The 24,344-nt window shown below is 69.9% G+C and carries 22 protein-coding genes and 1 tRNA gene; 13 read left to right on the top strand and 10 right to left on the bottom strand.

Annotated features, from left to right (window positions below):
• The first annotated feature begins 18 nt into the window (after nt 1–18).
• The 7 genes from Q9S78_RS12520 (at nt 19) to Q9S78_RS12490 (ending at nt 5,115) form a co-directional block, all read left to right on the top strand.
• On the top strand, nt 19–1,278 hold the full coding sequence (locus tag Q9S78_RS12520; protein ID WP_020097449.1) for a glutamate-5-semialdehyde dehydrogenase: 1,260 nt from the start codon (nt 19–21) through the stop codon (nt 1,276–1,278).
• 44 nt (nt 1,279–1,322) lie between these two features.
• Nucleotides 1,323–1,547, top strand: coding sequence for a hypothetical protein (locus Q9S78_RS12515; protein WP_311870507.1), 225 nt, complete (start codon nt 1,323–1,325; stop codon nt 1,545–1,547).
• Nucleotides 1,548–1,557: 10 nt separating this feature from the next.
• Complete coding sequence (gene nadD / locus Q9S78_RS12510; RefSeq protein ID WP_026302841.1) at nt 1,558–2,154, top strand: nicotinate-nucleotide adenylyltransferase; 597 nt, start codon at nt 1,558–1,560, stop codon at nt 2,152–2,154.
• Nucleotides 2,151–3,290: a hypothetical protein gene (locus Q9S78_RS12505; RefSeq protein WP_311870505.1), complete on the top strand. Its 1,140-nt coding sequence runs from the start codon at nt 2,151–2,153 to the stop codon at nt 3,288–3,290. The genes nadD and Q9S78_RS12505 overlap by 4 nt, the downstream gene beginning before the upstream one ends.
• A complete protein-coding gene (rsfS, locus tag Q9S78_RS12500; RefSeq protein ID WP_020097446.1) occupies nt 3,290–3,667 on the top strand; it encodes a ribosome silencing factor in 378 nt (125 codons plus the stop codon). Before Q9S78_RS12505 ends, rsfS begins: the two co-directional genes overlap by 1 nt.
• Nucleotides 3,668–3,739: 72 nt before the next feature.
• A tRNA-Ala gene (locus Q9S78_RS12495) sits at nt 3,740–3,815 on the top strand.
• Between the two features lie 118 nt (nt 3,816–3,933).
• A complete protein-coding gene (locus Q9S78_RS12490; protein WP_311870503.1) occupies nt 3,934–5,115 on the top strand; it encodes a low temperature requirement protein A in 1,182 nt (393 codons plus the stop codon).
• 21 nt (nt 5,116–5,136) lie between these two features.
• Here the strand turns inward: Q9S78_RS12490 and Q9S78_RS12485 are convergent, their stop codons facing one another.
• The 6 genes from Q9S78_RS12485 to Q9S78_RS12460 all read right to left on the bottom strand — a co-directional run bounded on the left by Q9S78_RS12485 (nt 5,137) and on the right by Q9S78_RS12460 (nt 9,192).
• Nucleotides 5,137–5,502 carry a hypothetical protein gene (locus Q9S78_RS12485; protein ID WP_311870502.1) on the bottom strand — a complete coding sequence of 122 codons (366 nt, stop codon included), beginning with the start codon at nt 5,500–5,502 and terminating at the stop codon, nt 5,137–5,139.
• Nucleotides 5,503–5,605: 103 nt separating this feature from the next.
• Nucleotides 5,606–5,800 (bottom strand): hypothetical protein, encoded by a 195-nt coding sequence (locus Q9S78_RS12480; protein ID WP_018186603.1) that lies wholly within the window; start codon nt 5,798–5,800, stop codon nt 5,606–5,608.
• Nucleotides 5,801–5,865: 65 nt separating this feature from the next.
• On the bottom strand, nt 5,866–6,738 hold the full coding sequence (locus tag Q9S78_RS12475) for a 3-methyladenine DNA glycosylase (RefSeq protein ID WP_311870500.1): 873 nt from the start codon (nt 6,736–6,738) through the stop codon (nt 5,866–5,868).
• Nucleotides 6,739–6,748: 10 nt separating this feature from the next.
• Complete coding sequence (locus Q9S78_RS12470) at nt 6,749–7,456, bottom strand: SOS response-associated peptidase (protein WP_018186605.1); 708 nt, start codon at nt 7,454–7,456, stop codon at nt 6,749–6,751.
• A gap of 10 nt (nt 7,457–7,466) precedes the next feature.
• Nucleotides 7,467–8,510, bottom strand: coding sequence for an App1 family protein phosphatidate phosphatase (locus Q9S78_RS12465; protein ID WP_311870495.1), 1,044 nt, complete (start codon nt 8,508–8,510; stop codon nt 7,467–7,469).
• Nucleotides 8,511–8,514: 4 nt separating this feature from the next.
• Nucleotides 8,515–9,192 (bottom strand): DedA family protein, encoded by a 678-nt coding sequence (locus tag Q9S78_RS12460; RefSeq protein WP_020097442.1) that lies wholly within the window; start codon nt 9,190–9,192, stop codon nt 8,515–8,517.
• Nucleotides 9,193–9,225: 33 nt separating this feature from the next.
• Between Q9S78_RS12460 and Q9S78_RS12455 the strand changes: the two genes are divergently transcribed.
• The 4 genes from Q9S78_RS12455 to Q9S78_RS12440 all read left to right on the top strand — a co-directional run bounded on the left by Q9S78_RS12455 (nt 9,226) and on the right by Q9S78_RS12440 (nt 16,146).
• Nucleotides 9,226–10,515 carry an anthranilate synthase component I family protein gene (locus tag Q9S78_RS12455; protein WP_311870491.1) on the top strand — a complete coding sequence of 430 codons (1,290 nt, stop codon included), beginning with the start codon at nt 9,226–9,228 and terminating at the stop codon, nt 10,513–10,515.
• 68 nt (nt 10,516–10,583) lie between these two features.
• A complete protein-coding gene (gene leuS / locus Q9S78_RS12450; protein ID WP_311870489.1) occupies nt 10,584–13,163 on the top strand; it encodes a leucine--tRNA ligase in 2,580 nt (859 codons plus the stop codon).
• 92 nt (nt 13,164–13,255) lie between these two features.
• Nucleotides 13,256–13,846, top strand: a complete 591-nt coding sequence (locus Q9S78_RS12445; RefSeq protein WP_311856501.1) for a ComEA family DNA-binding protein — start codon at nt 13,256–13,258, stop codon at nt 13,844–13,846.
• A gap of 32 nt (nt 13,847–13,878) precedes the next feature.
• Nucleotides 13,879–16,146, top strand: a complete 2,268-nt coding sequence (locus Q9S78_RS12440) for a ComEC/Rec2 family competence protein (RefSeq protein ID WP_311870487.1) — start codon at nt 13,879–13,881, stop codon at nt 16,144–16,146.
• A 42-nt stretch (nt 16,147–16,188) separates the two neighbouring features.
• Here Q9S78_RS12440 and Q9S78_RS12435 read toward each other — a convergent pair whose 3' ends face one another.
• Complete coding sequence (locus Q9S78_RS12435; protein ID WP_311870485.1) at nt 16,189–16,419, bottom strand: hypothetical protein; 231 nt, start codon at nt 16,417–16,419, stop codon at nt 16,189–16,191.
• A gap of 110 nt (nt 16,420–16,529) precedes the next feature.
• On the opposite strand from Q9S78_RS12435, the gene Q9S78_RS12430 reads away from it, so the two are divergent.
• Nucleotides 16,530–17,180, top strand: a complete 651-nt coding sequence (locus tag Q9S78_RS12430) for a Pr6Pr family membrane protein (protein ID WP_311870483.1) — start codon at nt 16,530–16,532, stop codon at nt 17,178–17,180.
• Nucleotides 17,181–17,189: 9 nt separating this feature from the next.
• Complete coding sequence (gene holA / locus Q9S78_RS12425) at nt 17,190–18,224, top strand: DNA polymerase III subunit delta (protein WP_311870481.1); 1,035 nt, start codon at nt 17,190–17,192, stop codon at nt 18,222–18,224.
• A 68-nt stretch (nt 18,225–18,292) separates the two neighbouring features.
• Here holA and rpsT read toward each other — a convergent pair whose 3' ends face one another.
• The 3 genes from rpsT to Q9S78_RS12410 form a co-directional block, all read right to left on the bottom strand.
• Entirely contained in the window at nt 18,293–18,553 is a 261-nt protein-coding gene (gene rpsT / locus Q9S78_RS12420; protein ID WP_018186614.1) for a 30S ribosomal protein S20, read from the bottom strand.
• A 126-nt stretch (nt 18,554–18,679) separates the two neighbouring features.
• On the bottom strand, nt 18,680–19,414 hold the full coding sequence (locus tag Q9S78_RS12415) for an alpha/beta fold hydrolase (RefSeq protein ID WP_311870479.1): 735 nt from the start codon (nt 19,412–19,414) through the stop codon (nt 18,680–18,682).
• Nucleotides 19,415–19,498: 84 nt separating this feature from the next.
• Nucleotides 19,499–24,202 carry an ExeM/NucH family extracellular endonuclease gene (locus Q9S78_RS12410; RefSeq protein WP_311870713.1) on the bottom strand — a complete coding sequence of 1,568 codons (4,704 nt, stop codon included), beginning with the start codon at nt 24,200–24,202 and terminating at the stop codon, nt 19,499–19,501.
• Nucleotides 24,203–24,344: the final 142 nt, after the last annotated feature.

The following is a 24,344-nucleotide window of genomic DNA, read 5'->3' as shown; positions in this document are numbered from 1 at the left end:
CCGCCCTAGACTTGGCGGATGACGATCACCGCTGCCACGCCCCAGGAGCGCATGCATTCGGCGCGGACCGCATCGCGGTCGCTGGGACTGCTGACGGATGCCGCCAAGACCGCCCTCCTGCGTTCGATCGCCGAGGCCATCGATGCGAACGTCGACGAGATCGTCGAAGCGAACGCCGACGACGTCTCGCGCGGGCGAGCTGACGGCCTCACGACGGGGCTCATCGACCGGCTCACCCTCGACGGCAGTCGGGTCGCGGCCCTCGCGACGGCGGTGCGCGACGTCGCCCAGCTGCCCGACCCCGTCGGGCGCGTCCTCGACGACCGCGTCCTCGACAACGGGCTGCACCTGCAGAAGGTCTCCGTGCCGTTCGGTGTGATCGGGTCGATCTACGAGGCTCGTCCCAACGTGACCGTCGACATCGCCGCCCTCGCGCTCCGTTCGGGGAACGCGGTGGTGCTGCGAGGGGGGAGTGCTGCGCAGTCGACCAATGCGGCGCTGATCTCGGTGATGAGGGGCGCTCTCGCCGACGCCGGCGTCGACCCCGAGGCGATCCAGACCGTCGACGACTTCGGTCGCGATGGTGCGCGGGCCCTCATGCGGGCGCGCGGCCTCGTCGACGTCCTCGTGCCGCGGGGGAGCGCGCAGCTCATCGAGACCGTCGTCACCGAGTCCTCCGTCCCCGTCATCGAAACCGGTGCCGGCGTCGTGCACATCGTCCTCGACGCGACCGCACCGCTGGACTGGGCGACCGACATCGTCGTCAACGCGAAGGTGCAGCGTCCGAGTGTCTGCAATGCGGTGGAGACCGTCCTCGTGCACCGCGATGCGGCATCCCGTCTCCTGCCCTCCGTCATCGAGGCTCTGCAGGAACGCGGCGTGACCGTCCACGGCGATGCCGCCGCGGCATCCTTCGGGCGGGATGTCGTACCCGCGACCGACGAGGACTGGGCCACCGAGCACATGAGCCTCGACATCTCGATCCGCGTCGTCGACGACCTCGACGACGCGCTGGCTCACATCCGGCGATACTCGACGCAGCACACCGAATCGATCATCACGACCGACGACGACGTCGCCGAACGGTTCCTGGCCGAAGTGGATGCCGCCGTCGTGATGGTCAACGCGTCGACCCGGTTCACCGACGGGGGAGAGTTCGGCTTCGGCGCCGAGGTGGGGATCTCGACCCAGAAGCTCCACGCCCGAGGGCCCATGGGGCTGCCCGAACTGACGACCACGAAGTGGTTGGCGCGGGGCGCCGGGCAGATCCGGTCCTGACCGCCTAAACTGTTCCTGCACCCGACCCCTCGAACGGAGCCCGAATGAACTTCGCGACGACCATCGTCCTCGCCGCAGCCGAGACTGAGCACCACGGTGGAAACGTCATAGCCACGACCTACGGGTACGGCATCGTGGCTTTCGCGCTGTTTATGCTGCTGGGCCTCGTGAGCGTGTCGTACCGCAACGTGGCCAACCGTCACGCCCACAAGGCCGAGGCGTACGCCGCGAAGAACCCCGTGCAGCAGGCGGGCCACGGCCACCACTGAGGCCGCGTTCATGGCAACCACGCGGGCACCGCGTATCGGTGTGATGGGCGGCACGTTCGACCCCATCCACCACGGTCACCTCGTGGCGGCGAGCGAGGTTGCGCAGTCGTTCGACCTCGACGAGGTCGTGTTCGTCCCGACCGGTCAGCCCTGGCAGAAGTCCGGCGTGTCGTCGTCGGAGCACCGCTATCTGATGACCGTCATCGCCACGGCATCCAACCCCATGTTCACCGTCAGTCGTGTCGACGTCGACCGCACCGGGGCAACCTACACGATCGACACGTTGCGTGACCTCAAAGCGCAGCGGCCCGATGCGCAGCTCTTCTTCATCACCGGTGCGGACGCGATCGCGCAGATCGTCGGCTGGCGGGACGTCGACGAACTGTGGGACCTCGCGCACTTCGTGGCGGTCTCCCGTCCGGGCCACACGCTGAGCGTCGACGGGCTGCCCTCGGACGACGTCAGCGTCCTCGAGATCCCGGCGCTGTCCATCTCGTCCACCGACTGCCGCGCTCGCGTGAGCCGTGGGCACCCCGTCTGGTACCTCGTGCCCGACGGCGTCGTCCAATACATTGCGAAGCATCACCTGTATCGGAGCAAGGCATGAGCACACCAGACCAGCCGAGCACCCCGCCCCTGACACGGCGGCAGCTGCGGGAGCTGCGCAACACGGCATCCACGCCGATCATCACGCCCGAAGAGGCGCAAGCGGATGCCGACGCGTCGGACGCCGCTGCCGTGGAGGCTGCTCTCGCCGAGGTCGAGCACGAGTCCGAGGTCGCCCCGGAGCGCACTCCGGCCGTTCTCGCGGACGACGTGGACCTCGACCCTGACGCCCACCCCGTGACGCGACGCCAGGCGCGGCATCTCGCGAAGCTGCGCACCGGGACGGTCGACGTCGTCGAGTCCGCTCCCGTAACGGACGAGGTCTCGACAGGCGACGCCGCGGCGACCGAGCACGAGACGACCGAGCACGAGACGGCTGAGCACGAGACCGCCGATGGTGAGCCGGTCGATGGGATCCCCGCCGATGGGGACCACGATGACGACCATGCGTCCGCCGACGCCGCCGAGACGCCGCAGGAGGACGCTGAGGGGTCGACCTCGGTGGACGAATCTGCGGAACCCGTCTCGGACGCGCCGGAGCACACTGTCGAGCCGGATGCCGACTCCGCAGAAGTTCCCCTCGACGCGGCCCCCGCGGACGTGGAAGCCGAGGCCGACGAGTCCACCGACGCGCCGGAGCCCGCGCGGGTCGTCGCTCCCGAGCTCGGCGCGCAACTCCTCGCGGACGGTGCGGCGCCCGTCGACGTTCCGCCGTCGTTCGACCACCTGCTGACGCGCGGCGGCAGCGGCTCGTCGTCGGCGCCTAACGCGCTGATCCTGTCGCAGACGCCCGAGACCGGATCGCTCTCGGTCCCGATCCTCGGCACGGGAGAACTGATCATCACCGGCAGCTACGCGTTGCCGGAGAGCTTCGGGTCCACGGGGACGTCCCCTGGATCCGACGGTAAGGATGCCGACGCCGCCCTCATGGACGGCGAACTGCCGCCGGCATCCTCACCGACCCCGATCGCCGCATCGGCGGCGATCAGTACGATCAAGAGTGCGGATGAGATCATCCGCCCCCCGGCTCCCGAAAAGGGAAGCCGGCTCATCATGACCCTCGCGATCTGCGCCGGTGCCCTCGGGCTGGCTCTCGCGACGGTGCTCATCTTCACCGTTGTGAACGGAGTCTTCTGATGGTTGCTGCAGAGCACACGCACGAACTGGTCCAGGTGGCCGCGGCCGCCGCCGACAGCAAGGGGGGAACCGATCTCGTCGCCTTCGACGTGTCGGGACCGCTTCCGCTGATCGACGCCTTCCTCCTCGTCACCGGTAACAGCGAGCGCAACGTCGCCGCCATCGCCGACGAGGTCGAGGACAAGATGCTCGAGGCGGGCCAGAAGCGCCTGCGCCGCGAGGGACGCGACGAATCGCGCTGGGTGCTGATCGACTTCGGCGACCTGGTCGTCCACGTCTTCCACGAAGAGGAGCGCGTGTTCTACGGCCTCGAGCGCCTGTGGAAGGACTGCCCGATCATCCCCGTGACGATCGCGGAGCCCACGCGCAGCGAGTGACGTCGTCGCCGCGTGTTCAGAGCACTCCTCCGCGTGTAGTAAGCTGGATGAGTTGCCGCGAGCGGCGACCAAGGGCCTGTGGCGCAGCTGGTAGCGCACCTGCATGGCATGCAGGGGGTCAGGGGTTCGAGTCCCCTCAGGTCCACCAAATACCCCGGTTCGCCGGGGTTTTTGTGTTTCTACCCGCGGGTGCGTCGATGCCGTACGCTCGGCGCATGCACATCGGATCGGCACGAAGGCGGGGGCCTCGTGGGGCGGTGCGAGACATGAGTCGAGCCGACCTCCGCCTCGTCCCCATGACCCCGCGGGATCCGCACGAACCGGCCAGGGCAGCCTCGTCGCTGGAGCTCTTCTTCGATCTCGTCTTCGTCGTCGCCGTCAGCATCTCCGCGGTCGAGCTGCATCACGCTCTGACCGGCGGTCACATCGTCGATGGCGTCCTGAGTTATGCCGCCGTGTTCTTCAGCATCTGGTGGGCATGGATGAACTTCACCTGGTTCGCCACCGCATTCGATACGGACGACTGGCCCTACCGTCTCCTCACCATCGTCCAGATGGGAGGCGTGCTGGTGCTCGCGGCAGGAGTCCATTCGGCATTCGCCGACGGCGACTTCCGCATCGTGACCGCGGGGTACGTGGTCATGCGGCTCGCCATGGTCGCTCAGTGGATCCGTGCCTTCCGGGGAGCGGGGCCGGCGCGAGCGGCGACGGTGACCTACGCCGTCGGGATCACGGCGGTGCAGGTCCTCTGGGTGGCGGCACTGCTGCTCCCGGTCGGTGCCTTCCGGCTCCTCATCGTGGGGCTGATCCTCGCGGAGCTGGCGGTTCCGGTCATCGCGGAGAGCAGAGCGCCCACACCGCGCAACGCGCACCACATCACCGAGCGCTACGGTTTGTTCACTCTCATCCTGCTCGGTGAGAGTCTGCTCGCCTCCGCGAACGCGGTGATCCACGCCGTGCAGGATGCCGAGTCACTGACTCCACTCATCGGGATCGCCGTCCTCACCCTCGCCGTGACCGCCGCGCTGTGGTGGATCTACTTCTGGCCGCCGCACCACCTGGCGATCGACCGGCTGGGAAGTCCACTGCTGTACGGCTACGGCCACTACTTCGTGTTCGCGGCGGCCGGCGCCTTCTCCGCCGGCATCGAGGTCGAGATCGACGTGCTGACAAGTGACAGCGCGTTGATGTCGCCTGCGGCATCCTTCACCTATACGGTGCCCATCGCGATCTTCATTGGGGTCGTCTGGCTGCTGGCGATCCGTCCGCACGCGGGGCGTGCCGTGAACCTCATCGTCCCGTCGGGAGCGGTCCTCGTCCTCATCGACCCGCTCGTCCCGGTGCCCGTGGCGTTGACGGCCGTCATCCTCGCCGGGGTGGTCGCGGCTCTCATCGTCTCCGAACCGCGCGCGGTCAATTCCGACGGCGGGGCGCTCGTCGACGTCTGATGCCGTGCGAACCGGTGGTCCTCAGCTCGACGAGGTCTGCAGCTCACGACGCCGACGCGCATGACGCCACTCCGATACGAAGACGGAGCTCCGTCCGGCGGCGGTGCAGACGCCGCACACGGCTGCCGCAGCGAGGACGGCGCCGGCCTGATCGGAACCCTGTGCCGCGCCGGTCACCGAGGAGAGGAGGAGCAGCACGATCCCGGACGTCACGGCCCCGAGCAGCCAGAACACCATCACGTGCGCGACGACGCCGCGCACATTCCGCATCCACCGGGCCACGAGCCACGCGATCGGCGCGCCGAGCCACACCAACGCGAACGAGAGTGCGGCCGCGCCCAGCACGACGAAGACGAGAAGACCCTTCACGCTCTCGTCCGTCTGCATCGCTACGACGAACAAGTACACGGCGACGACCGCGACGAAACAGACCCACGTGGTGAATGTGTGACGAGCGACGTCGCGGGAATCAAGGGCTCTCGATCCCGGCTCACTCGGCGGAATCGGAAGCCTCCGCGTCCACCTCGGCGGCGTCGACGTCGAGATCCCCGGCGTCGGGAGCGACGAACCGCTCCTCGGGAGACGGGTCGTCAGGGTGATCAGGGGCACCGTGGGGCGCAGGGGGCAGGCCGTCCTGCTCTCCGCCGACGAGTCGCTCCAGGTCGGGCGTGGGATCGTTGCTCATGGGGGTCCTCTCGACTCTTCGAGCATGTCGGACCTCGAGCGTTGCGTCGAGGGCCTTGACCTGATTCAGCTGTTCTCGGTCGGGTCAACCAGCTGCAGCAGCAGGCTCCGGATGGGCTGCGCCCGCTCGGTGAAGGCGCGTTGCGCCGTGACGTACTCGGCCTTGCCCGCCGGCGTCTCGATGGGCACGGGGGAGTAGCCCCAGTCGCTGAGGTCGTACGGCGAGGCTCGCATGTCGAGTTCCCGGATGTCGCGGGCGAGCACGAACGCATCCAGGAGCAGCTCGCCGGGAACGAGCGGGCCGAGCTTCACCGCCCACTTGTAGAGGTCCATCCCCGCGTGGAGACACCCCGGCTGCTCCGTCAGCGCCTGCGTGTCGCGCGTGGGAGCGAAGCGATTGCGTGGCGCCGCGTCGGGCGTGAAGAAGCGGAACGCGTCGATGTGCGTGCATCGCAGATCGTGCGCCTCGACGACGGCATCCGTCCCCTCGGCACCGAGTCGCAACGGCACGGGATGCCGCGTCTCACCGTCCCCGTAGACCATCGCCCACTCGTGAAGGCCGAAGCATCCGTACGAGCCGATCCGTCCGAGCGTGCTCGACAGGATGCCGCAGATCGCGCGGACCAGCGGCGCCTTCTCGGTGAGGAACGCGTCGGCGTCGGCCGCGACCGTGCCCGCCTCGCTGCGGTACCAGCGCCACCCCGCGTGCGGCGAGTCCGCAGCATCCGCCAACCGGACGTCACGCCCCGGATGCCAGCGGCGCAGGACGGCCGGCTTGTAGGAGTAGTACGTGTAGAGGAAGTCGTCGACCGGGTGCGTCTCGCCCCGGGCCGCGCGAAGACGGCGTCCGGCGGTCAGCGCATCGGCCCGCTCGGCGTGCGCTCGCATCCGCTCGGTCCAGTCGGTCCGCGCGAGGACGTCGCTCGTCAGGGTGGGCATCGCGGGCCGGTCAGAGGGGCTGGATGAGTTCGGGGGAGTCGTTGCGGACGTTGCCGACGGCACTGGAGACGACGTGGTCGGTGAGGCCGGCGACGACCTGGGGGGCTGCGTCGACGGCGGCGTCGAGGAGGTCGCCGACGTTGTCCACCTCGGTGTCGAGCCACGCGTCGGCGAAGTCGGCGTCGAGGAACAACGGCATCCGGTCATGGATCGACCCGAGCGGCGCGACGGCGTCGCGCGTGATGATCGTGAAGGACAGCACCCAGCGCGTGGGGTCGTCCTCGGCCTTCGCCGGGTCCTTCCACCACTCGTAGAGTCCCGCGAACAGCAGCGGGGACCCGTCGGCGGGATGGATGAAGTACGGCGTCTTGCCCTCGTCGGTCGTCTGCCACTCGTAGTACCCGGTGGCAGGCACGATCGCGCGGCGCTTGATGAGGGCCTGCCGGAACATCGGCTTGTCCTCGAGCTCCTCCGAACGCGCGTTGAACGCCCGCGCGCCGACCTTCACGTCCTTCGCCCACGAGGGGACGAGGCCCCAGCGCGCCGGCTCCAGCCGCCGTGTGGGCGGGTCGGTCTTGGCCGAGTCGAGGACGATACCCACCCGCGAGGTCGGGGCGATGTTGTACGACGGAGCGGGGAGGTCGTCGCTCTCGACGTCGACGCGGAGAACGCCGACCAGTTCCGAGGCGACGTTGGCAACGACGAAGCGACCGCACATGGCTGTCAGCCTAGGAGGAGGTGGGGACATCGCGGACGATGTCGACGTCGGTCAGTCGCTCGAGCAGTTCCGCGCCGTCGTCGCCGGTGACCCAGGGCACGCCCGCGGCGCTGTGGTCGTCCACGGCCGTCCGACCGCCCGCGAGGACCGCCTCGGCGGGAGTCAGTCGCCGGATCGCGACACCGGCGACCTGCTCGGGATGCTCGATCGTGAATTGCGTGTAGATCTCGTCATCGTGCTGACCGTCGTCGCCGATGAGCAACCAGTCGATGTCGGGGAACTCATCCGCCAGGCGGCGCAGGTTCTCGTGCTTGTGCTCCTTGCCGCTGCGGAACCACCGGTCGTGCGTCGGACCCCAGTCCGTCAGGAGCATCGCGCCGAGGGGGAACAGGTGCCGCCGCTGGAATCGCACCAGGGTCGGCGCGACGTTCCACGCACCTGTCGAGAGATACAGGATGGGCGACCCGGGGTTCTCACGAACGAGCCGCTCGAGCAGGACGGCCATGCCGGGGACCGGCTGGCGGGCGTGCTCGTTGAGGACGAAGGAGTTCCACGCCGCTACGAAGGGCCGGGGGAGGGCGGTGACCATGACGGTGTCGTCCACGTCCGAGATCACCCCGAACCGGATGTCGTCTCCGACGATGAACACGCGGGCGTCGACCGGGTCGGCATCCTCCACGCTCATCGTGATCGTCTGCCAGCCCGCTGCGAGCGTGGCCGGGAGCACGGCGTCGACGACCCCACCGCGATCGGCGGCGACCTCGTGGCTCACCCCGTCGATCATCACGGTGACCCGCGCGTGGGCGATCGGCACGGCGGCGAAACTCCGCCATCCGCGCACACCGGCGTAGTCGCCCCGCTCTCGGCGCTTAGCCTTCGGGGGGATCAGCACCCGGCCGAGGACGCGCACCCACTGCGTGCTGCCGTACCCGGGGAACGCGGCGACCGTGGGCCGGCGGCCGTTCGTGCGGGCGCGCTTCTCGCGCCAGGCGTGGAACCGGTATTCGAGGCGTGCCAGCCAGAGCACCTTGGCGTCGCGGGGGGAGGAGGACATCGATTCAGTCTTTCACGTCGTCGGCCCGAGCCTCCGGCGCATCGTCGAGCTCGAGGTGGCGTGCCTCCCGGGCGCTGATGACGCGCTTCGCGATGTAGACGAGCAGGACGAACGCCGCGATGACGGCGACGAAGAGGTAGCCCGCGTAGTGGAGGCTGTCGGAGAGTTCGCGGTACCCCTCGGCGGCGGCTGCGGCGACGGAGACGTACGCGACCGACCAGACCGTGCACGCGGGCACGGTCCACGCGAGGAACCTGCGGTACGCGAATCCGCTCATCCCCACGGTGAGCGGGACGAGGGAGTGGAGGACCGGGAGGAAGCGCGACAGGAAGATGGCGGGCCCGCCGCGTCGACGCAGATAGAGCTCCGCGCGCATCCAGTTGCGTTCGCCGATCAGCTTCCCGACGCGCGAGAACCGGATGCGCGGTCCCAGCCAGCGTCCGAGCGCGAATCCGATGCTCTCGCCGATCAGCGATCCGATGAGGATGGCCAGGACGAGCCAGGTGCCCTCGGCGAGGTTGTCGACGGCCGTGCCGGCGACGATGACGATCGTGTCGCCGGGGACGATGAGCCCGACGAGGACGCTCGTCTCGAGCATCATCGCGAGTCCGGCGACGATGACGCGCACGACCGGGTCGACCGCCTGGACGGTACCGAGCAGCCAGTCGAGGATCTCGTTCACGACCTCAGATTATCCGCCGTCTACCCTGAGGGGGTGTCCAGCGACCTCGCCTCCCGCGCACTCGACGGCTGGCTCGATCCCGCGATCGCCTTCGCGACGGTCGTCGGCGATGCCGGGGACGCCTTCTGGTTGGATGCCGGGCCCGACGCCGCCGACGGGTGGAGCTGGGTGGGCACCGGCATCCCCTCGTCGCCTCCTCGTGAGGTCCGCCTCTCCGGTGGGACGGATGCCGCTGCGGGACCCTTCCGTGGCGGCTGGGTCGGCTGGTCGGGGTACGACGCGGCGGCCCGCCGCGCCGGCGCGCCTGCCGTGGACGACGTCGGGCCCGCAGAGGTCTGGCTCCGCGTCGATCGGATGCTGGGGTTCGATCACGCTGCACGGCGGATGGTCGCCTTCGGTGCGGAGGACGTCCTCGACGGGCTGGCCGCGTCGGTCGCTCGGGCTATCGCGACGGGAGAGGCCCCGAGCCCCGCGGAACCGCCCGTGGTCGAGGTCGTCGCCCGGCACGATCCTGCGGGGTACATCGCCCTCATCGAACGGTGTCGCGAAGAGATCAGGGAGGGGCGTGCGTACCAGCTGTGCCTCACCACGCGGTTCGAGACGGAGGCATCCGTCGACCCGGTCGACACGTACCTGCGGCTGAGAGCCGCGACGCCGGCGCACCACGGCGGATTCATCCGCAGCGGCGGGTGGGCGCTCGTCAGTGCGTCACCCGAGCAGTTCCTCTCGGTCTCGGAGGGGATCGTCCGCACGCGCCCCATCAAGGGCACGCGACCGCGTTCCGTCGACGTCGTCGAGGATGCGGCTCTCGCCGCCCAGCTGCGGGGGAGTGAGAAGGAGCAGGCCGAGAACGTCATGATCGTCGACCTCATGCGCAACGACCTGCAGCGCGTGTGCCAGACGGGGACGGTCGCGGCGGAGCGACTGCTCGAGGTCGAGTCCTACCCCGCGGTGCACCAGCTCGTGAGCACGGTGGCGGGGCGGGTGCGTCCGGGGACGACGGTCGGCGACCTGTGGAATGCCGCCTTCCCGGCCGGCAGCATGACGGGAGCGCCGAAGCTGTCGGCGATGCAGATCCTCCACCGGCTGGAGGGCGCGCCGCGCGGCGTCTTCGCGGGGTGCTTCGGGTGGATCGGTTCCGATGGGGGGCTCGACCTCGCCATGGTGATCCGCTCGATCGTGATCCATCCGGGCGGGGCCTACGTCGGTGCCGGCGGCGGTATCACGTGGGGCTCGATCGCGGCCGACGAGGTCGCGGAGGTGGGGATCAAAGCCCGAGCGCCGCTTCGCGCGCTGGGGGCGGAACTGCCACCGGGATGGTGAAAGTCCTGGTCCGCTAGGCTGAAAAGGCGCTTTCGCGCGCCCTCCCGACTTTGCACGATTGGTTCACCGTGTCCTCCAGCACCTCCTCCGACGCATCGACTCCCGAGCAGACCGGTTTCGACTCGCGCGCCATCCAGGCCAAGTGGCAGGCCCGGTGGGCGGAGTCCGACCCGTTCAAGGCCGGCGGCGACGAGGACACGCGCCCGCGCAAGTACGTGCTCGGAATGTTCCCCTACCCCTCGGGCGACCTTCACATGGGCCACGCCGAGAACTACGCCTACGTCGACGCCGTCGCGCGCTTCTGGCGCCACCGCGGCTACAACGTGCTGAACCCGATCGGCTGGGACTCCTTCGGCCTGCCCGCCGAGAACGCCGCGATCAAGGGCGGCGCGGGCTCGGACCCGCGCGAGTGGACCTACAACAACATCGACCAGCACAAGGTCAGCTTCCGTGCGTTCGGGTCGTCGTACGACTGGAGCCGTGTGCTCCACACGAGCGACCCCGAGTACTACCGCTGGAACCAGTGGCTGTTCCAGCGTCTGTTCGAGCGCGGGCTCGCCTACCGCAAGCAGAGCGCCGTCAACTGGTGCCCGAATGACCAGACCGTGCTCGCGAACGAGCAGGTCGTCGACGGTCACTGCGAGCGGTGCGGGTACGAGGTCGTCAAGAAGAAGCTGACGCAGTGGTACTTCAAGATCACCGAGTACGCCGACCGTCTGCTCGACGACCTGAACCAGCTCGAGGGCTTCTGGCCCCACAAGGTGCTGCAGATGCAGCGCAACTGGATCGGCCGCTCCATCGGCGCCGACATCGACTTCGAGATCGAGGGTCGTGCTGAGAAGATCACCGTCTTCTCCACCCGTCCCGACACCCTCCACGGCGCGACCTTCATGGTCGTCGCGCCTGACTCGGACCTCGCCGCGGAGCTCGTCGAGGGCGCCTCGCCCGAGGTTCAGCAGCGCTTCCGGAACTACCTCGACACAGTGCAGAAGACGAGCGAGATCGAGCGTCAGACCGCCGATCGCCCCAAGACCGGTGTCTTCCTCGACCGTTTCGCGATCAACCCGATCAACGGTGAGCGTCTGCCGATCTGGGCGGCGGACTACGTCCTGGCCGATTACGGCCACGGCGCCGTCATGGCCGTCCCCGCGCACGACCAGCGCGACCTCGACTTCGCCCGCGCGTTCGACCTGCCCGTCAAGGTCGTCGTCGACACGACCGCTCCGGTCACCGGCGCGATCCCGGTCATCGAGCTCGACGAGGACGGTGTGCCGATCGGCGATGACCTCGAGTCGATCGACCCCGCCCGCACGGGCACCGCCCTGACGGGCGACGGACGCCTCATCAACTCCGGGTCGCTCAACGGCCTGTCCAAGCGCAACGCGATCGCCCGCGCGATCGAGGAGCTCACGTCGGCGGGGACTGGCCGCGCCGCGAAGACCTATCGCCTGCGCGACTGGCTGATTTCGCGCCAGCGCTTCTGGGGCACACCGATCCCGATGATCCACACCGAGGACGGGCGGATCGTCCCCGTTCCCGACGAGCAGCTGCCCGTCATTCTCCCCGACGCCAAGGGTCTCGACCTGAAGCCCAAGGGCACGTCGCCGCTGGGCGGCGCCACGGAGTGGATGTCGACGGTCGACCCCGAGACCGGCGAGCCGGCTCTCCGCGACGCCGACACGATGGACACGTTCGTCGACAGCTCGTGGTACTTCCTGCGCTTCCTGGCCCCGAACGGGGCGACGGAGCCGTTCCCGACGGCCGAGGCATCCAAGTGGGCACCGGTCGACTCGTACATCGGCGGCGTCGAGCACGCGATCCTCCACCTGCTCTACGCCCGGTTCATCACGAAGGTCCTGTTCGACATGGGCCTCGTCGACTTCACCGAGCCGTTCACAAGCCTGATCAACCAGGGCATGGTGCTGCTCGACGGCTCGAAGATGTCGAAGTCGAAGGGCAACCTCGTCGAGTTCGCGTCGAGCATGGACGACCCGGGTGCGGATGCCGTCCGCGTGGCGATCGCGTTCGCCGGACCCGTCGAGGACGACATCAACTGGGAGGACGTGTCGACCACCGGCGCTCAGAAGTTCATCGCCCGTGCGATGCGCGTCGCCACCGACGTCGCGAGCCCGTCGGACGTGGTCTGGGCCGAGGGGGACACCGCGCTCCGCCGCGTGACCCACCGCCTGTGGGCCGATGTCGTCGGGCTCGTCGAGCAGTCGAAGTTCAACGTCGTCGTCGCACGCCTCATGGAGCTCGTCAACGCGACGCGCAAGGCGATCGACTCGGGAGCCGGCGCCGCCGACCCCGCCGTCCGCGAGGCCGCGGAGGCCGTCGCGATGATCCTCGACCTCTTCGCTCCGCACACCGCGGAGGAGATGTGGGAGATCCTCGGCTACGAGCCGTTCGTCGGCGTCGTGCCGTGGCGTCAGGCCGACCCCACGCTCCTCGTCGAGGAGTCGGTGACGGCCGTCGTGCAGGTCAACGGCAAGGTGCGCGGCACGCTCACCGTTCCGGCGAAGATCTCGGGCGACGAGCTCGAGAAGCTCGCCCGGGCCGACGAGAAGGTGCGTCGCGCCATCGGCGGCAAGGAGATCACCCGCGCCGTCGTACGCGCGCCGAAGGTCGTCAGCTTCACCGTCGCCTGAGCGTCTTCTCCACCGTGGCCCCCTGACCGCGGTTCGTCCACCGCCCTCTCGCCGCGCGGCGAGGGGCGGCCCGGCGCCGGAATGATCGTGCCATGGGTGCGCAGGCGGTGCCAACGTCTCGACGTCGGCTGGGGATCGGTGCCGCCGTCGTCCTCGTGGTCGTCGTCGCCGCCGTGACGATTGCGATCGGGATCGTCCGGACGGGCGCGGAATCAGCCGTCGAGACGGTGCCCGAGGTCGTCTCCGAGACGGTGGCGCCGGCGTCGGTGTACGTCCACGTCTCGGGTCAGGTGCGAGAGCCCGGTCTGTATCGCCTCGACCAGGGTGCGCGCGTCGTGGACGCCGTCGCCGCCGCCGGGGGGTTCTCTGAGAAGGCGTCTCGCGACGGCGTGAACCTTGCGCGTCCGGTGAGCGACGGTGAGCAGCTCCTCATCCCCGGAGAGGGTGAAGAGGGGACGGATGCCGGTGCTTCCGCCGCACCCGAAGGCGATGGTCGCGTGAATTTGAACACCGCCGACGTCGCTGCCCTCGACACGTTGCCGCGCATCGGACCGTCGATCGCGCAGCGGATCCTCGACTGGCGCGAGGAGAACGGCCGGTTCACGAGCGTCGACGACCTCATGGCGGTGCCGGGGATCGGGGAGAAGATGCTCGAATCCCTCCGCGACCTGGTGACGGTGTGAGTGGTCGGACCGCGCGGCGACGAGACCTTCGGTTGCTGCCGGTCGCTCTCGTGGCGTGGGCCGGTGCAGGCGCCGCGATCGTCTTCCCCGAGCATGCAACCGCTCTCGCTGTCGCACTGTGGGTGGTTGCCGTCCTTGCTCTGGCGATCGCGGCGCGAGGGTCCCGGCCGACGACGGCGGCACTGATCGCGGTGGCCTTCGCTGTCGCCGGGGGCGCGGCATCCCACGTTGCGCTCGCTCAGCCTGCGCGGGAGGCCGTCGCAGACCTGCCGATCACCGGGGGTCGCAGTGCGACGTTCGAGGTCGATGTCGTCGGAAAGGTCGAACGGTCCGCCACCGGGTTCCGCTTCGACGCCATCACCCGGTCCGTCACGATCGGCCCCGACACGACTCCCGTCTCGGCGCCTGTCCTCGTCCGCGTGCAGGAGCGACCCGCCGGGCTCGACCTGGGGGCGCGTGCGGTCGTGACGGGGACCGCGTTCCGAGCGGATGCCGGGGACCGGAAAGTCCTCGTCGTCGAGGCGTCGACGATCGAGCTCACGCACCCGCCGACGGGACTCCTCGCCGTCGCGGCCGCGCTGCGGACAGGCCTGGTGGCGGCGGTCGACGGCCTGCCTGACCCCGGTGCGGGGCTCGTGCCGGGGCTCGCCGTCGGCGACACGTCAGCGGTCAGCGAGGATCTCGACCAGCAGATGAAGGCGTCGTCGCTGTCGCATCTGACAGCCGTCTCGGGGGCGAACTGCGCGCTCGTCGTCGGGATCGCCTTCGGTATCGCAGCTCTCTGCGGGGCGCGCCGTGGCATCCGGGTTACGGCGGGCCTCGCGACGCTCGTCGCGTTCATCGTGCTCGTCTCGCCCGAACCCAGCGTCGTGCGCGCGGGAGCGATGGCGGCGATCGCGATGCTCGGAGTGCTGCTGGGGCGCATCGGTGCGGGGATGTCGATCCTGTCCGCGTCGGCGTGCGTGCTGCTCCTGCTCGACCCGTGGCTGGCGGCATCGCTCGGCTTCGCTTTGTCGGCCGTCGCGACCGGGTCGCTGCTCCTGTTCGCCGGGCCGCTCGCCGACGGGATGTCGCGATGGATGCCGGCGCCCCTCGCGCTCGCCCTCTCCGTGCCGCTCGCGGCCCAGCTCGCCTGCGGCCCGCTGCTCGTGCTGATCGAGCCGACCGTGCCTCTCGTCGGCGTGCTCGCGAACCTGCTCGCAGGACCCGCGGCGCCCGCCGCGACCGTCCTCGGGCTGCTGGCATGCCTCGCGCTGCCATTTCCCGTCCTCGCGCAGGGGCTCGCGGCGATCGCGTGGCTGCCCGCCGCCTGGATCGCGGGAACGGCGGACGTGTCCGCGCGGCTGCCCGGGGCATCCATCGGATGGCTGGAAGGGATGCCGGGTCTCATCGCCCTCGCCGCGACAGGAGCCGCGATCGGCATCGTGGTCGTGGCGCGTCGGCATCGGTTGCGGCGGTGGGCGGGGTGGGCGCTCGTCGCGATCGTCGTCGTCGTGCTGGGGGCGGGGCCGTTCCGGACCCTCATCGACCGCACCCGTGCCCCGGACGCGTGGGCGATCGTCGCGTGCGACGTCGGCCAGGGCGACGCCGTCCTCGTCCGTTCCGGCGACGCGATCATGCTCATCGACACGGGCCCGGACCCCGCGCCGCTCAGCGCGTGCCTCGACCGATTCGCCATCGACCGGGTCGACATCCTGGTCTTCACCCACTTCGACATCGACCACCGCGGTGGGGCGGAGGCTCTGGTCGGTCGTGCGGACGTCGTGCTCCACGGGCCGGTCCCTGACGCCGAGGCGGCCGCGACGCTGGCGCGCTTCACGGGGGCCGGTGCGCGTGCGCTAGGGGTGTCCGCCGGTCAGAGCGGCGTCCTGGGGGAGTGCCGCTGGCGTGCCCTGTGGCCTAAGCCGCGCGACCCGGTCTACTCCGCCGGGAACGACGCGAGCGTCGTCATCGATGTGACCGGATGCCGCGTCCCCGACGCGATCTTCCTGGGCGATCTGTCCGCGCAGTCGCAGCGCTCGCTGATGGCGTCGCGTGCGATCGACCGCACCTATTCGGTGGTCAAAGTCGCGCACCACGGCAGCGCCGATCAGGATCACAGCCTCTACGAAGAGCTCGACGCGGCCGTCGCCCTCGTGACCGTCGGAGAGAACACCTACGGCCACCCGCGAGAGGAGATCCTCGAGCTCCTCCGGGAGGAAAAGGCGATCATCGCCCGCACCGACACGTCGGGTGACGTCATGCTGTGGCGCGACAGTGCGGGAATCCGGCTCTGGCGGTCGCGTGAGCAGGGCGGTTGAGACAGCACCCGTCGTCGGTCAGCTCTCTCGACCACGCAGGAGTCACTGCGGGTGCGTGCGGCGCAGGAGGTAGTCGCGCCGAAGCGCATCCGCGGCGAAAGCGAGGATCGGGATCACAGATACGGGACCCCACCACGTCTGATCCGCCTGCCTCGTCATAAGGAGCGCGTTCACCGCCGCGCACCAGAGCACGGCGCCGACGAACCAGGCGATGCGCCACCAGGTGTCCGCGAAGAAATGGCGAAAGCGGCTCATCTCGCCGGCGTCCTTCATGTGCGGTCCCCCTCGTGCGTGTCGCGCCATGATACTGGTCGCGCGGCGACGGTGGATAGATCCTCCGTGGGAGATATCCCGTCAGGACGGGTCTTTCGTAGGCTGACCGGATGCCTCCCGCCCACCCGCCTCGCCTCGTCGCAGCCATCGGCGGCATGCGACTCGGCGTGGCCGTCTGCGTTGTCAGCGTCCTGGGGTGGACCTACGCCCGTTCCGCGCAGCGGGGGAGTGCCAATCCGTTCGACTTCTTCGGGTACTTCACGAACCAGACCGCGATGTGGAGCGCGCTCGTGTTCGGCGCCACCGGCATCCTTCTCATCGGCAACCGGGCGGTCCCAGGATGGCTGACCCTCGCGCGCGGGGTCGCGGTGGCCTGTCTCATCGTCGTGGGCGTCGTCTACAACGGATTCGTGCCCGGCACGGGCTCGGCGCCGCCGTGGGTGAGCGCCGTCCTGCACATCGCACTGCCGCTCTACGCCGTGCTCGACTGGGCGGTCGTCCGCGACCGGACACCGCTGCCGTGGCGGGACCTGTGGCTCGTCCTGCCCTACCCGATCGCGTGGCTGCTCGTCGTCCTCGTCCGCGGGCAGACCGACGGCTGGGTGCCCTACGGGTTCCTCCTTCCCAGCCGCGGGCTCGCAGCGCTCGTCCTCACGAGCCTCGGGCTCTTCGTGATGCTGCTGACGGCGGGCGCGGCAGTGTGGGGTGCGACGCGGTTGCTGCCCGCTGAACGGCGGGCCGACGTCGACGGCCCTCGGTAGGCTGGACCCATGCCGAGCCCCCGTCGTCCTGCCGCGAAGACGGCGAAGTCGGCGATCCCGCAGATCTCCTGGCGCGCACCGCAGCCCGCGCCCGTCGTCCTGATCTCTGGGCAGGAGGAGATCTGCGCCGAGCGGGCGACCGCCGGCATCCGTGAATACCTGCGCGCCGAGGATCCGAGCCTCGAAGTCACCGACATCCGCGCCGACGACTACGCGCCGGGCACGCTCTTCGCGGTGTCGTCGCCCTCGCTCTTCGGCGAGCCGCGCCTTGTACGTGTGTCGGGTGTCGAGAAGTGCTCCGACGCGTTCCTCGCCGAGGCGATCCGCTACCTCGAGTCGCCCCAGGAGGGCGCGACCATCGTGCTCCGCCACACCGGCGCGAGCGTCCGCGGCAAGAAGCTCCTCGATGCGATCCGCTCCGGCACCGGCGGCGGCATCGAGATCGCCTGCCCCGCGGTTAAGCGCGACTCCGACCGGTTCGATTTCGCGGCGGGGGAGTTCCAGGCCGCCAAGCGCCGGATCGCGCCTCCCGCGCTCCGCGCCCTCGTCTCGGCCTTCGCCGACGACCTCACCGAGCTCGCGGCCGCGTGCCAGCAGCTCATCTCCGACGTCGAGGGCGACATCACCGAGCAGGTCGTCACCCGTTACTACGGCGGCCGCGTCGAGACGACCGCGTTCGCCGTCGCCGACACCGCCATCGCCGGACGCTACGGCGACGCCCTCGTCACCCTCCGCCACGCCCTGGCCTCGGGCGCGGACCCCGTGCCGATGGTCGCCGCGATCGCGTCGAAGCTCCGTACCATGGCGCGCGTCGCGGGCACGCGCGAACCCTCCGGCGCCCTCGCCGCCCGCATCGGCATGAAGGACTGGCAGGTCGACCGTGCCCGTCGCGACCTCGCGGGCTGGACCGAGTCCTCGCTCGGGATCGCGATCCAGGCCGCCGCCCGAGCGGATGCCGAGGTCAAAGGCGCGTCCCGCGACGCCGTGTTCGCGGTCGAGCGTCTCGTCACGGTCGTCGCCACGCGAGCCCCGTACGGCGCCTGAGGCGCCCGCAAACGACGAAGGCCCGTCCCTCGCGGGACGGGCCTTCGTCGGAGCGAAGTGTTCGCGGCTCAGAGAGCGGCGACCTGCTTCGCGATCGAGGACTTGCGGTTCGCCGCCTGGTTCTCGTGGATGACGCCCTTGCTGACGGCCTTGTCGAGCTTCTTGGTCGCCTTCACCAGAGCCTTCTCGGCAGCGGCCTTGTCGCCGGCGGTGATGGCCGCGCGGGTCTGACGGACGACGGTCCGCAGCTCGCTCTTGACGGCCTTGTTCCGCTCGCGGGCCTTCTCGTTGGTCTTGTTGCGCTTGATCTGCGACTTGATGTTCGCCACGTTCGACGTATCTTTCGTTCGAGGTACAGGTGGATGTGCCGGCGACAGAAGAGGGCTGTCGCTCAGCGGTCGTGTGAGGGAGGAACCCACACGCAAGCCAAAAACAGATCTTATCAGGTGGGAGGCTCATCCCGAAGTCGGCCGCTCCTGCGCCATCGTCGCGAGGGCGAGGTCGATGACCGCATTGAACACCCGAGGCCGCATGGCGGTGACCAGATGGGATGTCCGGGGCACGACGATGAGCTCGGCCTCGGGCTTCAGAGCGGTGAAGAGCCGCTCGTTCAGACGAAGTTGGTCCCACTGCCCGTTGACGAACCACATCGGCACCGAGATGCGTTTCAGCGCGGACACGAGATCGAGGACCGACAGGCTCCGGAGCGCGGTGTCCTGCGCGTCGTACGCGTACCCGCCCGCCGCGAAGTCGGCGCGTGTCTCGGGCGGGAGCGTGCGATCCAACACCATGTCGGTGAGCGGCTGACCACGCCGGGGGAGACGATCGAATCCCCGCGCCAGCGTCCGGTACATCGTGAGGCCCGCGCCGCGCGGGATCGACGTGCACCCGGCCGCGATGAACGCCTCGACCGGGGGACGATCCTCGCGGCCCATGTACTCGATGGAGACGAGCCCACCCATCGAGTGGGCGACCAGGAGCACGGGGCCGCGAGCCGCGGCATCCGTCACCGCGGCGTCGATCGTCTCGAACGCCCCGTCCAGCGTGAAGGTCTCGCTCATGCGGGTGCCGTGCCCGGGCAGGTCGAGGGCGTGCGCGCCGATGCCCGCCGCGGTCAGGTGCTCGACCTGCGCGCGCCACATCGTCGCGGAGGTCCGGATGCCGTGGACGAACACCACCTGAGGCGTCATGCCTCCAGCCTACGAAGCAGCGACCGCGCAAACGCGGAACGGGGGCGGATCCGAAGACCCGCCCCCGTTCCGCCGATGGCGGCGTCAGAACAGAACGCGCACCGTCGCCCGGTTGCTCACCGATTCCGCAGCGACCTTCGGGTCGTCGGGCACGAACGTCGCGGTGTACGTGTGCGTGCCCTTCGAGAGCCGTCCGAGGGTGGTCGTCGCGACGCCTCGGCGGACCTCCGAGGTCGCGATGACGCGGTCGCCTTCCCGGAACTCGACGACGCCCTCCGCGCGCCCACCGTCCTGCAGGACGATGGCGACGAGGGTCGACGGCAGGATCCGGTTGATGTGCACCGGCGGGAGCGCGAGGAGCGACGTACGCGTCGTCGCCGCGGGCTCAGCCGCCTCCTCGACCGTGACGGGCACCTGGACGACCGTGCCGCTGGGCGCCGCCGTGACGGTGAGCTGCGCCGTGCCCGCGGGGGTTCCCGCCGGCAGCGTGACACTGACGGATGCCGCGCCACCGGTCACCGGCGCAGTGCCGAGCACCTCCTCGCCAAGGCGTACCGTCACCTCGGTGTTGGCCGGCGCGCCCTTGCTGGTCAGGTCCATGCCCGCCACCTGGAAGGTCACCGTGTCACCCGCGGCGACGGTCTCGGGAACGCCCGACACCTGCACGCCGTGCTTGGCGAAAGACGGGGCCACGGGGGAGCCGTCGGCGAGGTAGTCCACCCACGCCTCGTAGTCGAGGAGGCCCGTGTCGACGTAGTCGTCACCCTCCGTGAAGGCGCGGAAGTTGTCGCCGCCGGCCGCCAGGAACGAGAACGTGCCGATGCGGTAGGTCCCGGCCGGGTCGATCGCCTTGCCGTCGACCGTCACCGAGGTGATGCGCTGCCCCTCGGGGAGCGCCGGGTCGTAGGTGTACGACACGTTGTCCGAGAGTCCCAGCTGCAGGTACGGCCGCTGCGGGACGTTGCCCGCCGCATCCCGCTGCCACTGCTGCTCGAGCATCTGGGTGAACTCCTCACCCGTCAGGGTCACGAGGGCCAGCGTGTTGTTGAACGGCAGCACCGCGTTGGCCTGGCTGAACGAGATCGACCCGTCCGCGAGGCCCGGCACCGCGCCGGCACCGAACTCGGCCTGCGTATCGAACAGATCCGCCCGGAGGCCGCCCGGGTTCGTCACGCCGATCACAGCGCCGTTCGGCAGGTCGGCGAGGCTGTCGCGCAGCATGTTCGCGACGGTGTTGCCGAGCGTCGACTCGGCGGCGCGGTTGTCGCGCGAACCCCCGGTGTAGACGCCGTCGACGTACGATCCGCCGCTGAAGGCCGTCGTGATGTCGCCGGCGACCTGGCCGACCTCGGTGTTGCCGACGGCCGCCGCGTTGGCGAGGGCCGCCTTCGTGATGCGGTCGACCTCCGCGACGCGCGGGTACGCGGCGACGAGGTCCGCAGCGGGCGTCGTCGTGCGGGCGACGTTGCGCTCGGTGTGCGCCGAGACCTCACCCGTGGCGGCATCCACTGTCAGCGTGATCTCGCCGATCTTGGCGCCGTACGAGCCGGTCTGGACGACCGGACGGGTGCGGTCCGTGCCGGGGATCGGCGCCGACCACGCGTACTCCTTGTGCGTGTGGCCGGTGAAGATCGCATCGACGTCGGCGGACGTGTCGGTGATGATCGCACCGAAGGCGCCGCCGGCGGCGACCTCCTCGTCGAGGGTCGCGCCGTCGGGCGTGCCCGCGCCGGCCCCCTCGTGGTACATCGCGACGATGACGTCGGCCTCACCGTTGGACTCGTCGCCGTCGCTCAGCCGACCGGCGACGCGGTTGACCGCCTCGACCGGATCGCCGAAGTCGACGGACTCGATGCCGGTCGGCGTCACGAGCGTCGGGGTCTCCTCGGTGACTGCGCCGATGACACCGACCGTGAGGCCGTCGGCCTCGAGCAGCGTGTATTCGTCCAGCGCGGGGGTCGTCGTGCCCTTCTGGTAGACGTTGGCCCCGAGCTGCGGTGCGTCGAACGCGTCGGACACGCGGCCCGACAGGTCGTCGAATCCGCGGTCGAACTCGTGGTTGCCGACGGCGCTCGCCTGCAGGCCCATGGCGTTCAAGACGTCGATGGTCGGCTGGTCCTTCGCCACCGATGAGGCGAACAGCGACGCACCGATGTTGTCACCTGCGGACAGGAACAGGGTCGGACCGGATGCCGCCTTGCGCAGCTCCTCGACGGTTCCCGCGAACGCGACGGTGTTGCCGTCGATGCGCCCGTGGAAGTCGTTGATGCCGAGAAGGGTCAGCTGGACGGGAGCGGCCTTCGACTTCATCCCGACGATCACGGGGTCGTGGTCGCTTGAGCGGTACGGGTCCGCGGAGTAGAACTCCGTGCCGTGCGTGCGGAACCGGCTGTACTCCAGCGCGATGGACTCGCCCGAGTTGATGTTCCAGATGTCGGCATCCGTGGAGCGGGCGAGAGCCGGCTTGTTCAGGAGGATGTGGTCGAGCGAACCGGACAGCCCCGAGAAGCTGTAGGACGACGAGTCGACGTCGAACGCCTGCTCGGCATCCGCGTAGCCGGCGTCGTACAGAACCTCGAGCGGGTCCTCCTGGCTGTAGGAGTTGAAGTCGCCTGCGAGGGCGACGGCGTCGACATCGCCCTGGATCTTCGCGACCCAGTCGCGGAGGGCGGTCGCCTGACGGACCCGCGACTCGTTCGACGAACCCTGCCCGTCGCCGGTGTCGGCGTCGCCCGGCCACGGGCCGGCGGAGCCCTTCGACTTGAAGTGGTTCACGACGAACAGGAACGGGTCGCCGCCAGCGGCGGGCTCGAACACCTGGGCGATGGGCTCGCGCGCGTTGCCGAAGGCCTCGCCGTCCGCGCTCTGGTCGCCGAGGGCGCGGGACGCGCCGACGGGGGAGACCCGCGCGGGCTGGTAGATGATCGCGTTCGTGATGACGTCCTGCTCGGATGCCGGGGGCAGGTCTGTCGACGAGGGCACGAACGCCCACGTGTCGGCGCCTGCCCTGGCGTTGAGCGCGGCGACGAGGGTCGCCGTGGCCTCATCGGTCTTCTCGCCGAGCGCGGCCGAGTTCTCGATCTCCATGAGTCCGACGACGCCGGCGTCCACGGAGGTGATGGCCTCGACGAGCTTCGCCTGCTGGCGTGCGAGGTCGGCGGCATCCCACGCTCCGCGCTGGGCGCAGCCGTCTCGGACGGTCACACCGTCGCCGAAACGGTCGGTGTAGGCCTCGCAGCTCGCGGTGTCGGTCCCGAGCGTCGTGAAGTAGTTGAGGACGTTGAACGAGGCGATCGAGAGGTCTCCGCCCACCTCGGCGGGTGCGTCGGTGCGGACGTTCTCGAAAACGACCTCATCAGTGCCCGTGCCGTCGCCGACGAGCGGCTGAGTCGGGTTCAGCTTCCACGAGTCATTGCGGTAGTCGACGATGAGCGGTTCCGTGAAGGTGACCCCCGCGCCGACCGTGATCGGCTCGGTGAGGGAGACGTACGCGGGCGTCAGCGCCTGGTTCGCGGCCGACGTGTAGTCGAGTCCGGCACCGTCATCGAGACGCACACCGCGAGCCGCATTGTCCGCGGCGACCGCGGCGGCGGCGTCCGAGCCGGGACGCGCCGCGTCGGTCGGCTGCCGCAGCGGCTCCGAGCCGGCCGCGAGGCCCACCTCGCCGAAACGGTTGGTGCTGTAGGTGTCGCTGACGGTGAACTCGCCCTGGGGAGCGACCAGCATCGACTCGAGCGACTCGCGCTGTGCGACCGTCTTCGGCCATTCGACGGGGGCGGGGGTCGGCGCCTCGGCATCGGCGACGACCTTCGCGGCTCCCGCCTTGACGGTGAGCTCGGTGAGGCCGTTGAACTCCGAGACGACGCCGGTGACCGTCACGGTGTCGCCGAGGGCGACCTCGCCGGTCGCTCCGGGCGCGTAGACGAAGACGGCGTCGGAGGCCGTGTGTGCGGCGAGGTCCAGCGCGCCGCCGGTGCCGGCCGTCTGGATGACGTAGCCGTTGTATCCGCCGGAGGGGTAGTGGGCCGTGACGACCCCGGTCGTGGTGACGGTGCGGCCGGCCACGGGCGAGGCATCCGTCGTGCCCTGGATCTCTGCGATCGTCGCCGCCTGCGGCTCGGGCTCGGGGTCGGGGTCGACATCGGCGCCGAGGCCGGTGGGGGTGGGAGCGCCGGCCGTGAAGTCCGCTGCGTTGTCGGCGGTGTTCGAGTTCTCGTCGTCGCGCGAGACGCTCGTCGCGTTCGCGGTCCCGGGTGCGGGCGCCGAACCGGCGAAGGCCGTGGCCGTCGTTCCCCACCCGACGAGGTCGACGACCTGGTCGAGAGTGGCGATGCCGGTGCTGCCCGTGAGCGCCGTGTCGTTCGCGACGAGGGCGACCTTGGCTCCGCTGCCGCTCATCGAGATGGTCCCCTCGACATCGGCGTCGAAGCCGGGGAGGGAGGTGTTGCTGCCCGGTGCCTCGCCGATCAGCAGGTTCTCGCCGGCGGGCAGGTCGACGTCGCCGAGCTTCGTCACCTGCCACGAGCCGCCGGTGGCGGAGGCGTACTGGACGCTGTACCCGCTCAGATCGACGGTCTCGTCACCGGTGTTGGCGAGTTCGATGAAGTCGCGGTTGAACGCGGCTCCGCTGTTGCCGCCGCCGCCGTAGACCTCGGAGATCACGATGGGCGAATCGGCCGATACGGCGGCGGTGGCGACCGACGGGGCGAGGGCGAGCCCTCCGACCGTCACGGTCGCGGCCGTCAGCAGGGCGCAGGTCCGGCGGAGAACCGGATGCGCGGCGGGCACGGGGGCAGGTGGGTGCGACACGGTGGGTTCTCCCGAGGCGGCGCGGGCGCGGGGCTTATCGCGCAGGAACCGACCGCCACACTGAGCATTCGTGCGGTGGTGCGACCCTCGCAAGGGTCAGATCGGTTAACTCTTTCTCATG

Origin of the sequence: Microbacterium aquilitoris, assembly GCF_031932285.1 — a bacterium.
GTDB classification, from domain to species: Bacteria; Actinomycetota; Actinomycetes; order Actinomycetales; family Microbacteriaceae; genus Microbacterium; species Microbacterium aquilitoris.
Note: the sequence above shows the minus strand (reverse complement) of the source record. Positions and strands in the feature narration are given on the sequence as shown.

What these genes read in the sequence shown, in the direction of transcription:
- Q9S78_RS12520 (WP_020097449.1), top strand. Translation starts at nt 19, where the DNA reads ATGACGATCACCGCTGCCACGCCCCAGGAGCGCATGCATTCGGCGCGG.
- Q9S78_RS12515 (WP_311870507.1), top strand. Translation starts at nt 1,323, where the DNA reads ATGAACTTCGCGACGACCATCGTCCTCGCCGCAGCCGAGACTGAGCAC.
- nadD (WP_026302841.1), top strand. Translation starts at nt 1,558, where the DNA reads ATGGCAACCACGCGGGCACCGCGTATCGGTGTGATGGGCGGCACGTTC.
- Q9S78_RS12505 (WP_311870505.1), top strand. Translation starts at nt 2,151, where the DNA reads ATGAGCACACCAGACCAGCCGAGCACCCCGCCCCTGACACGGCGGCAG.
- rsfS (WP_020097446.1), top strand. Translation starts at nt 3,290, where the DNA reads ATGGTTGCTGCAGAGCACACGCACGAACTGGTCCAGGTGGCCGCGGCC.
- Q9S78_RS12490 (WP_311870503.1), top strand. Translation starts at nt 3,934, where the DNA reads ATGAGTCGAGCCGACCTCCGCCTCGTCCCCATGACCCCGCGGGATCCG.
- Q9S78_RS12485 (WP_311870502.1), bottom strand. Translation starts at nt 5,502, where the DNA reads ATGCAGACGGACGAGAGCGTGAAGGGTCTTCTCGTCTTCGTCGTGCTG.
- Q9S78_RS12480 (WP_018186603.1), bottom strand. Translation starts at nt 5,800, where the DNA reads ATGAGCAACGATCCCACGCCCGACCTGGAGCGACTCGTCGGCGGAGAG.
- Q9S78_RS12475 (WP_311870500.1), bottom strand. Translation starts at nt 6,738, where the DNA reads ATGCCCACCCTGACGAGCGACGTCCTCGCGCGGACCGACTGGACCGAG.
- Q9S78_RS12470 (WP_018186605.1), bottom strand. Translation starts at nt 7,456, where the DNA reads ATGTGCGGTCGCTTCGTCGTTGCCAACGTCGCCTCGGAACTGGTCGGC.
- Q9S78_RS12465 (WP_311870495.1), bottom strand. Translation starts at nt 8,510, where the DNA reads ATGTCCTCCTCCCCCCGCGACGCCAAGGTGCTCTGGCTGGCACGCCTC.
- Q9S78_RS12445 (WP_311856501.1), top strand. Translation starts at nt 13,256, where the DNA reads ATGGGTGCGCAGGCGGTGCCAACGTCTCGACGTCGGCTGGGGATCGGT.
- Q9S78_RS12435 (WP_311870485.1), bottom strand. Translation starts at nt 16,419, where the DNA reads ATGAAGGACGCCGGCGAGATGAGCCGCTTTCGCCATTTCTTCGCGGAC.
- Q9S78_RS12430 (WP_311870483.1), top strand. Translation starts at nt 16,530, where the DNA reads ATGCCTCCCGCCCACCCGCCTCGCCTCGTCGCAGCCATCGGCGGCATG.
- holA (WP_311870481.1), top strand. Translation starts at nt 17,190, where the DNA reads ATGCCGAGCCCCCGTCGTCCTGCCGCGAAGACGGCGAAGTCGGCGATC.
- Q9S78_RS12415 (WP_311870479.1), bottom strand. Translation starts at nt 19,414, where the DNA reads ATGACGCCTCAGGTGGTGTTCGTCCACGGCATCCGGACCTCCGCGACG.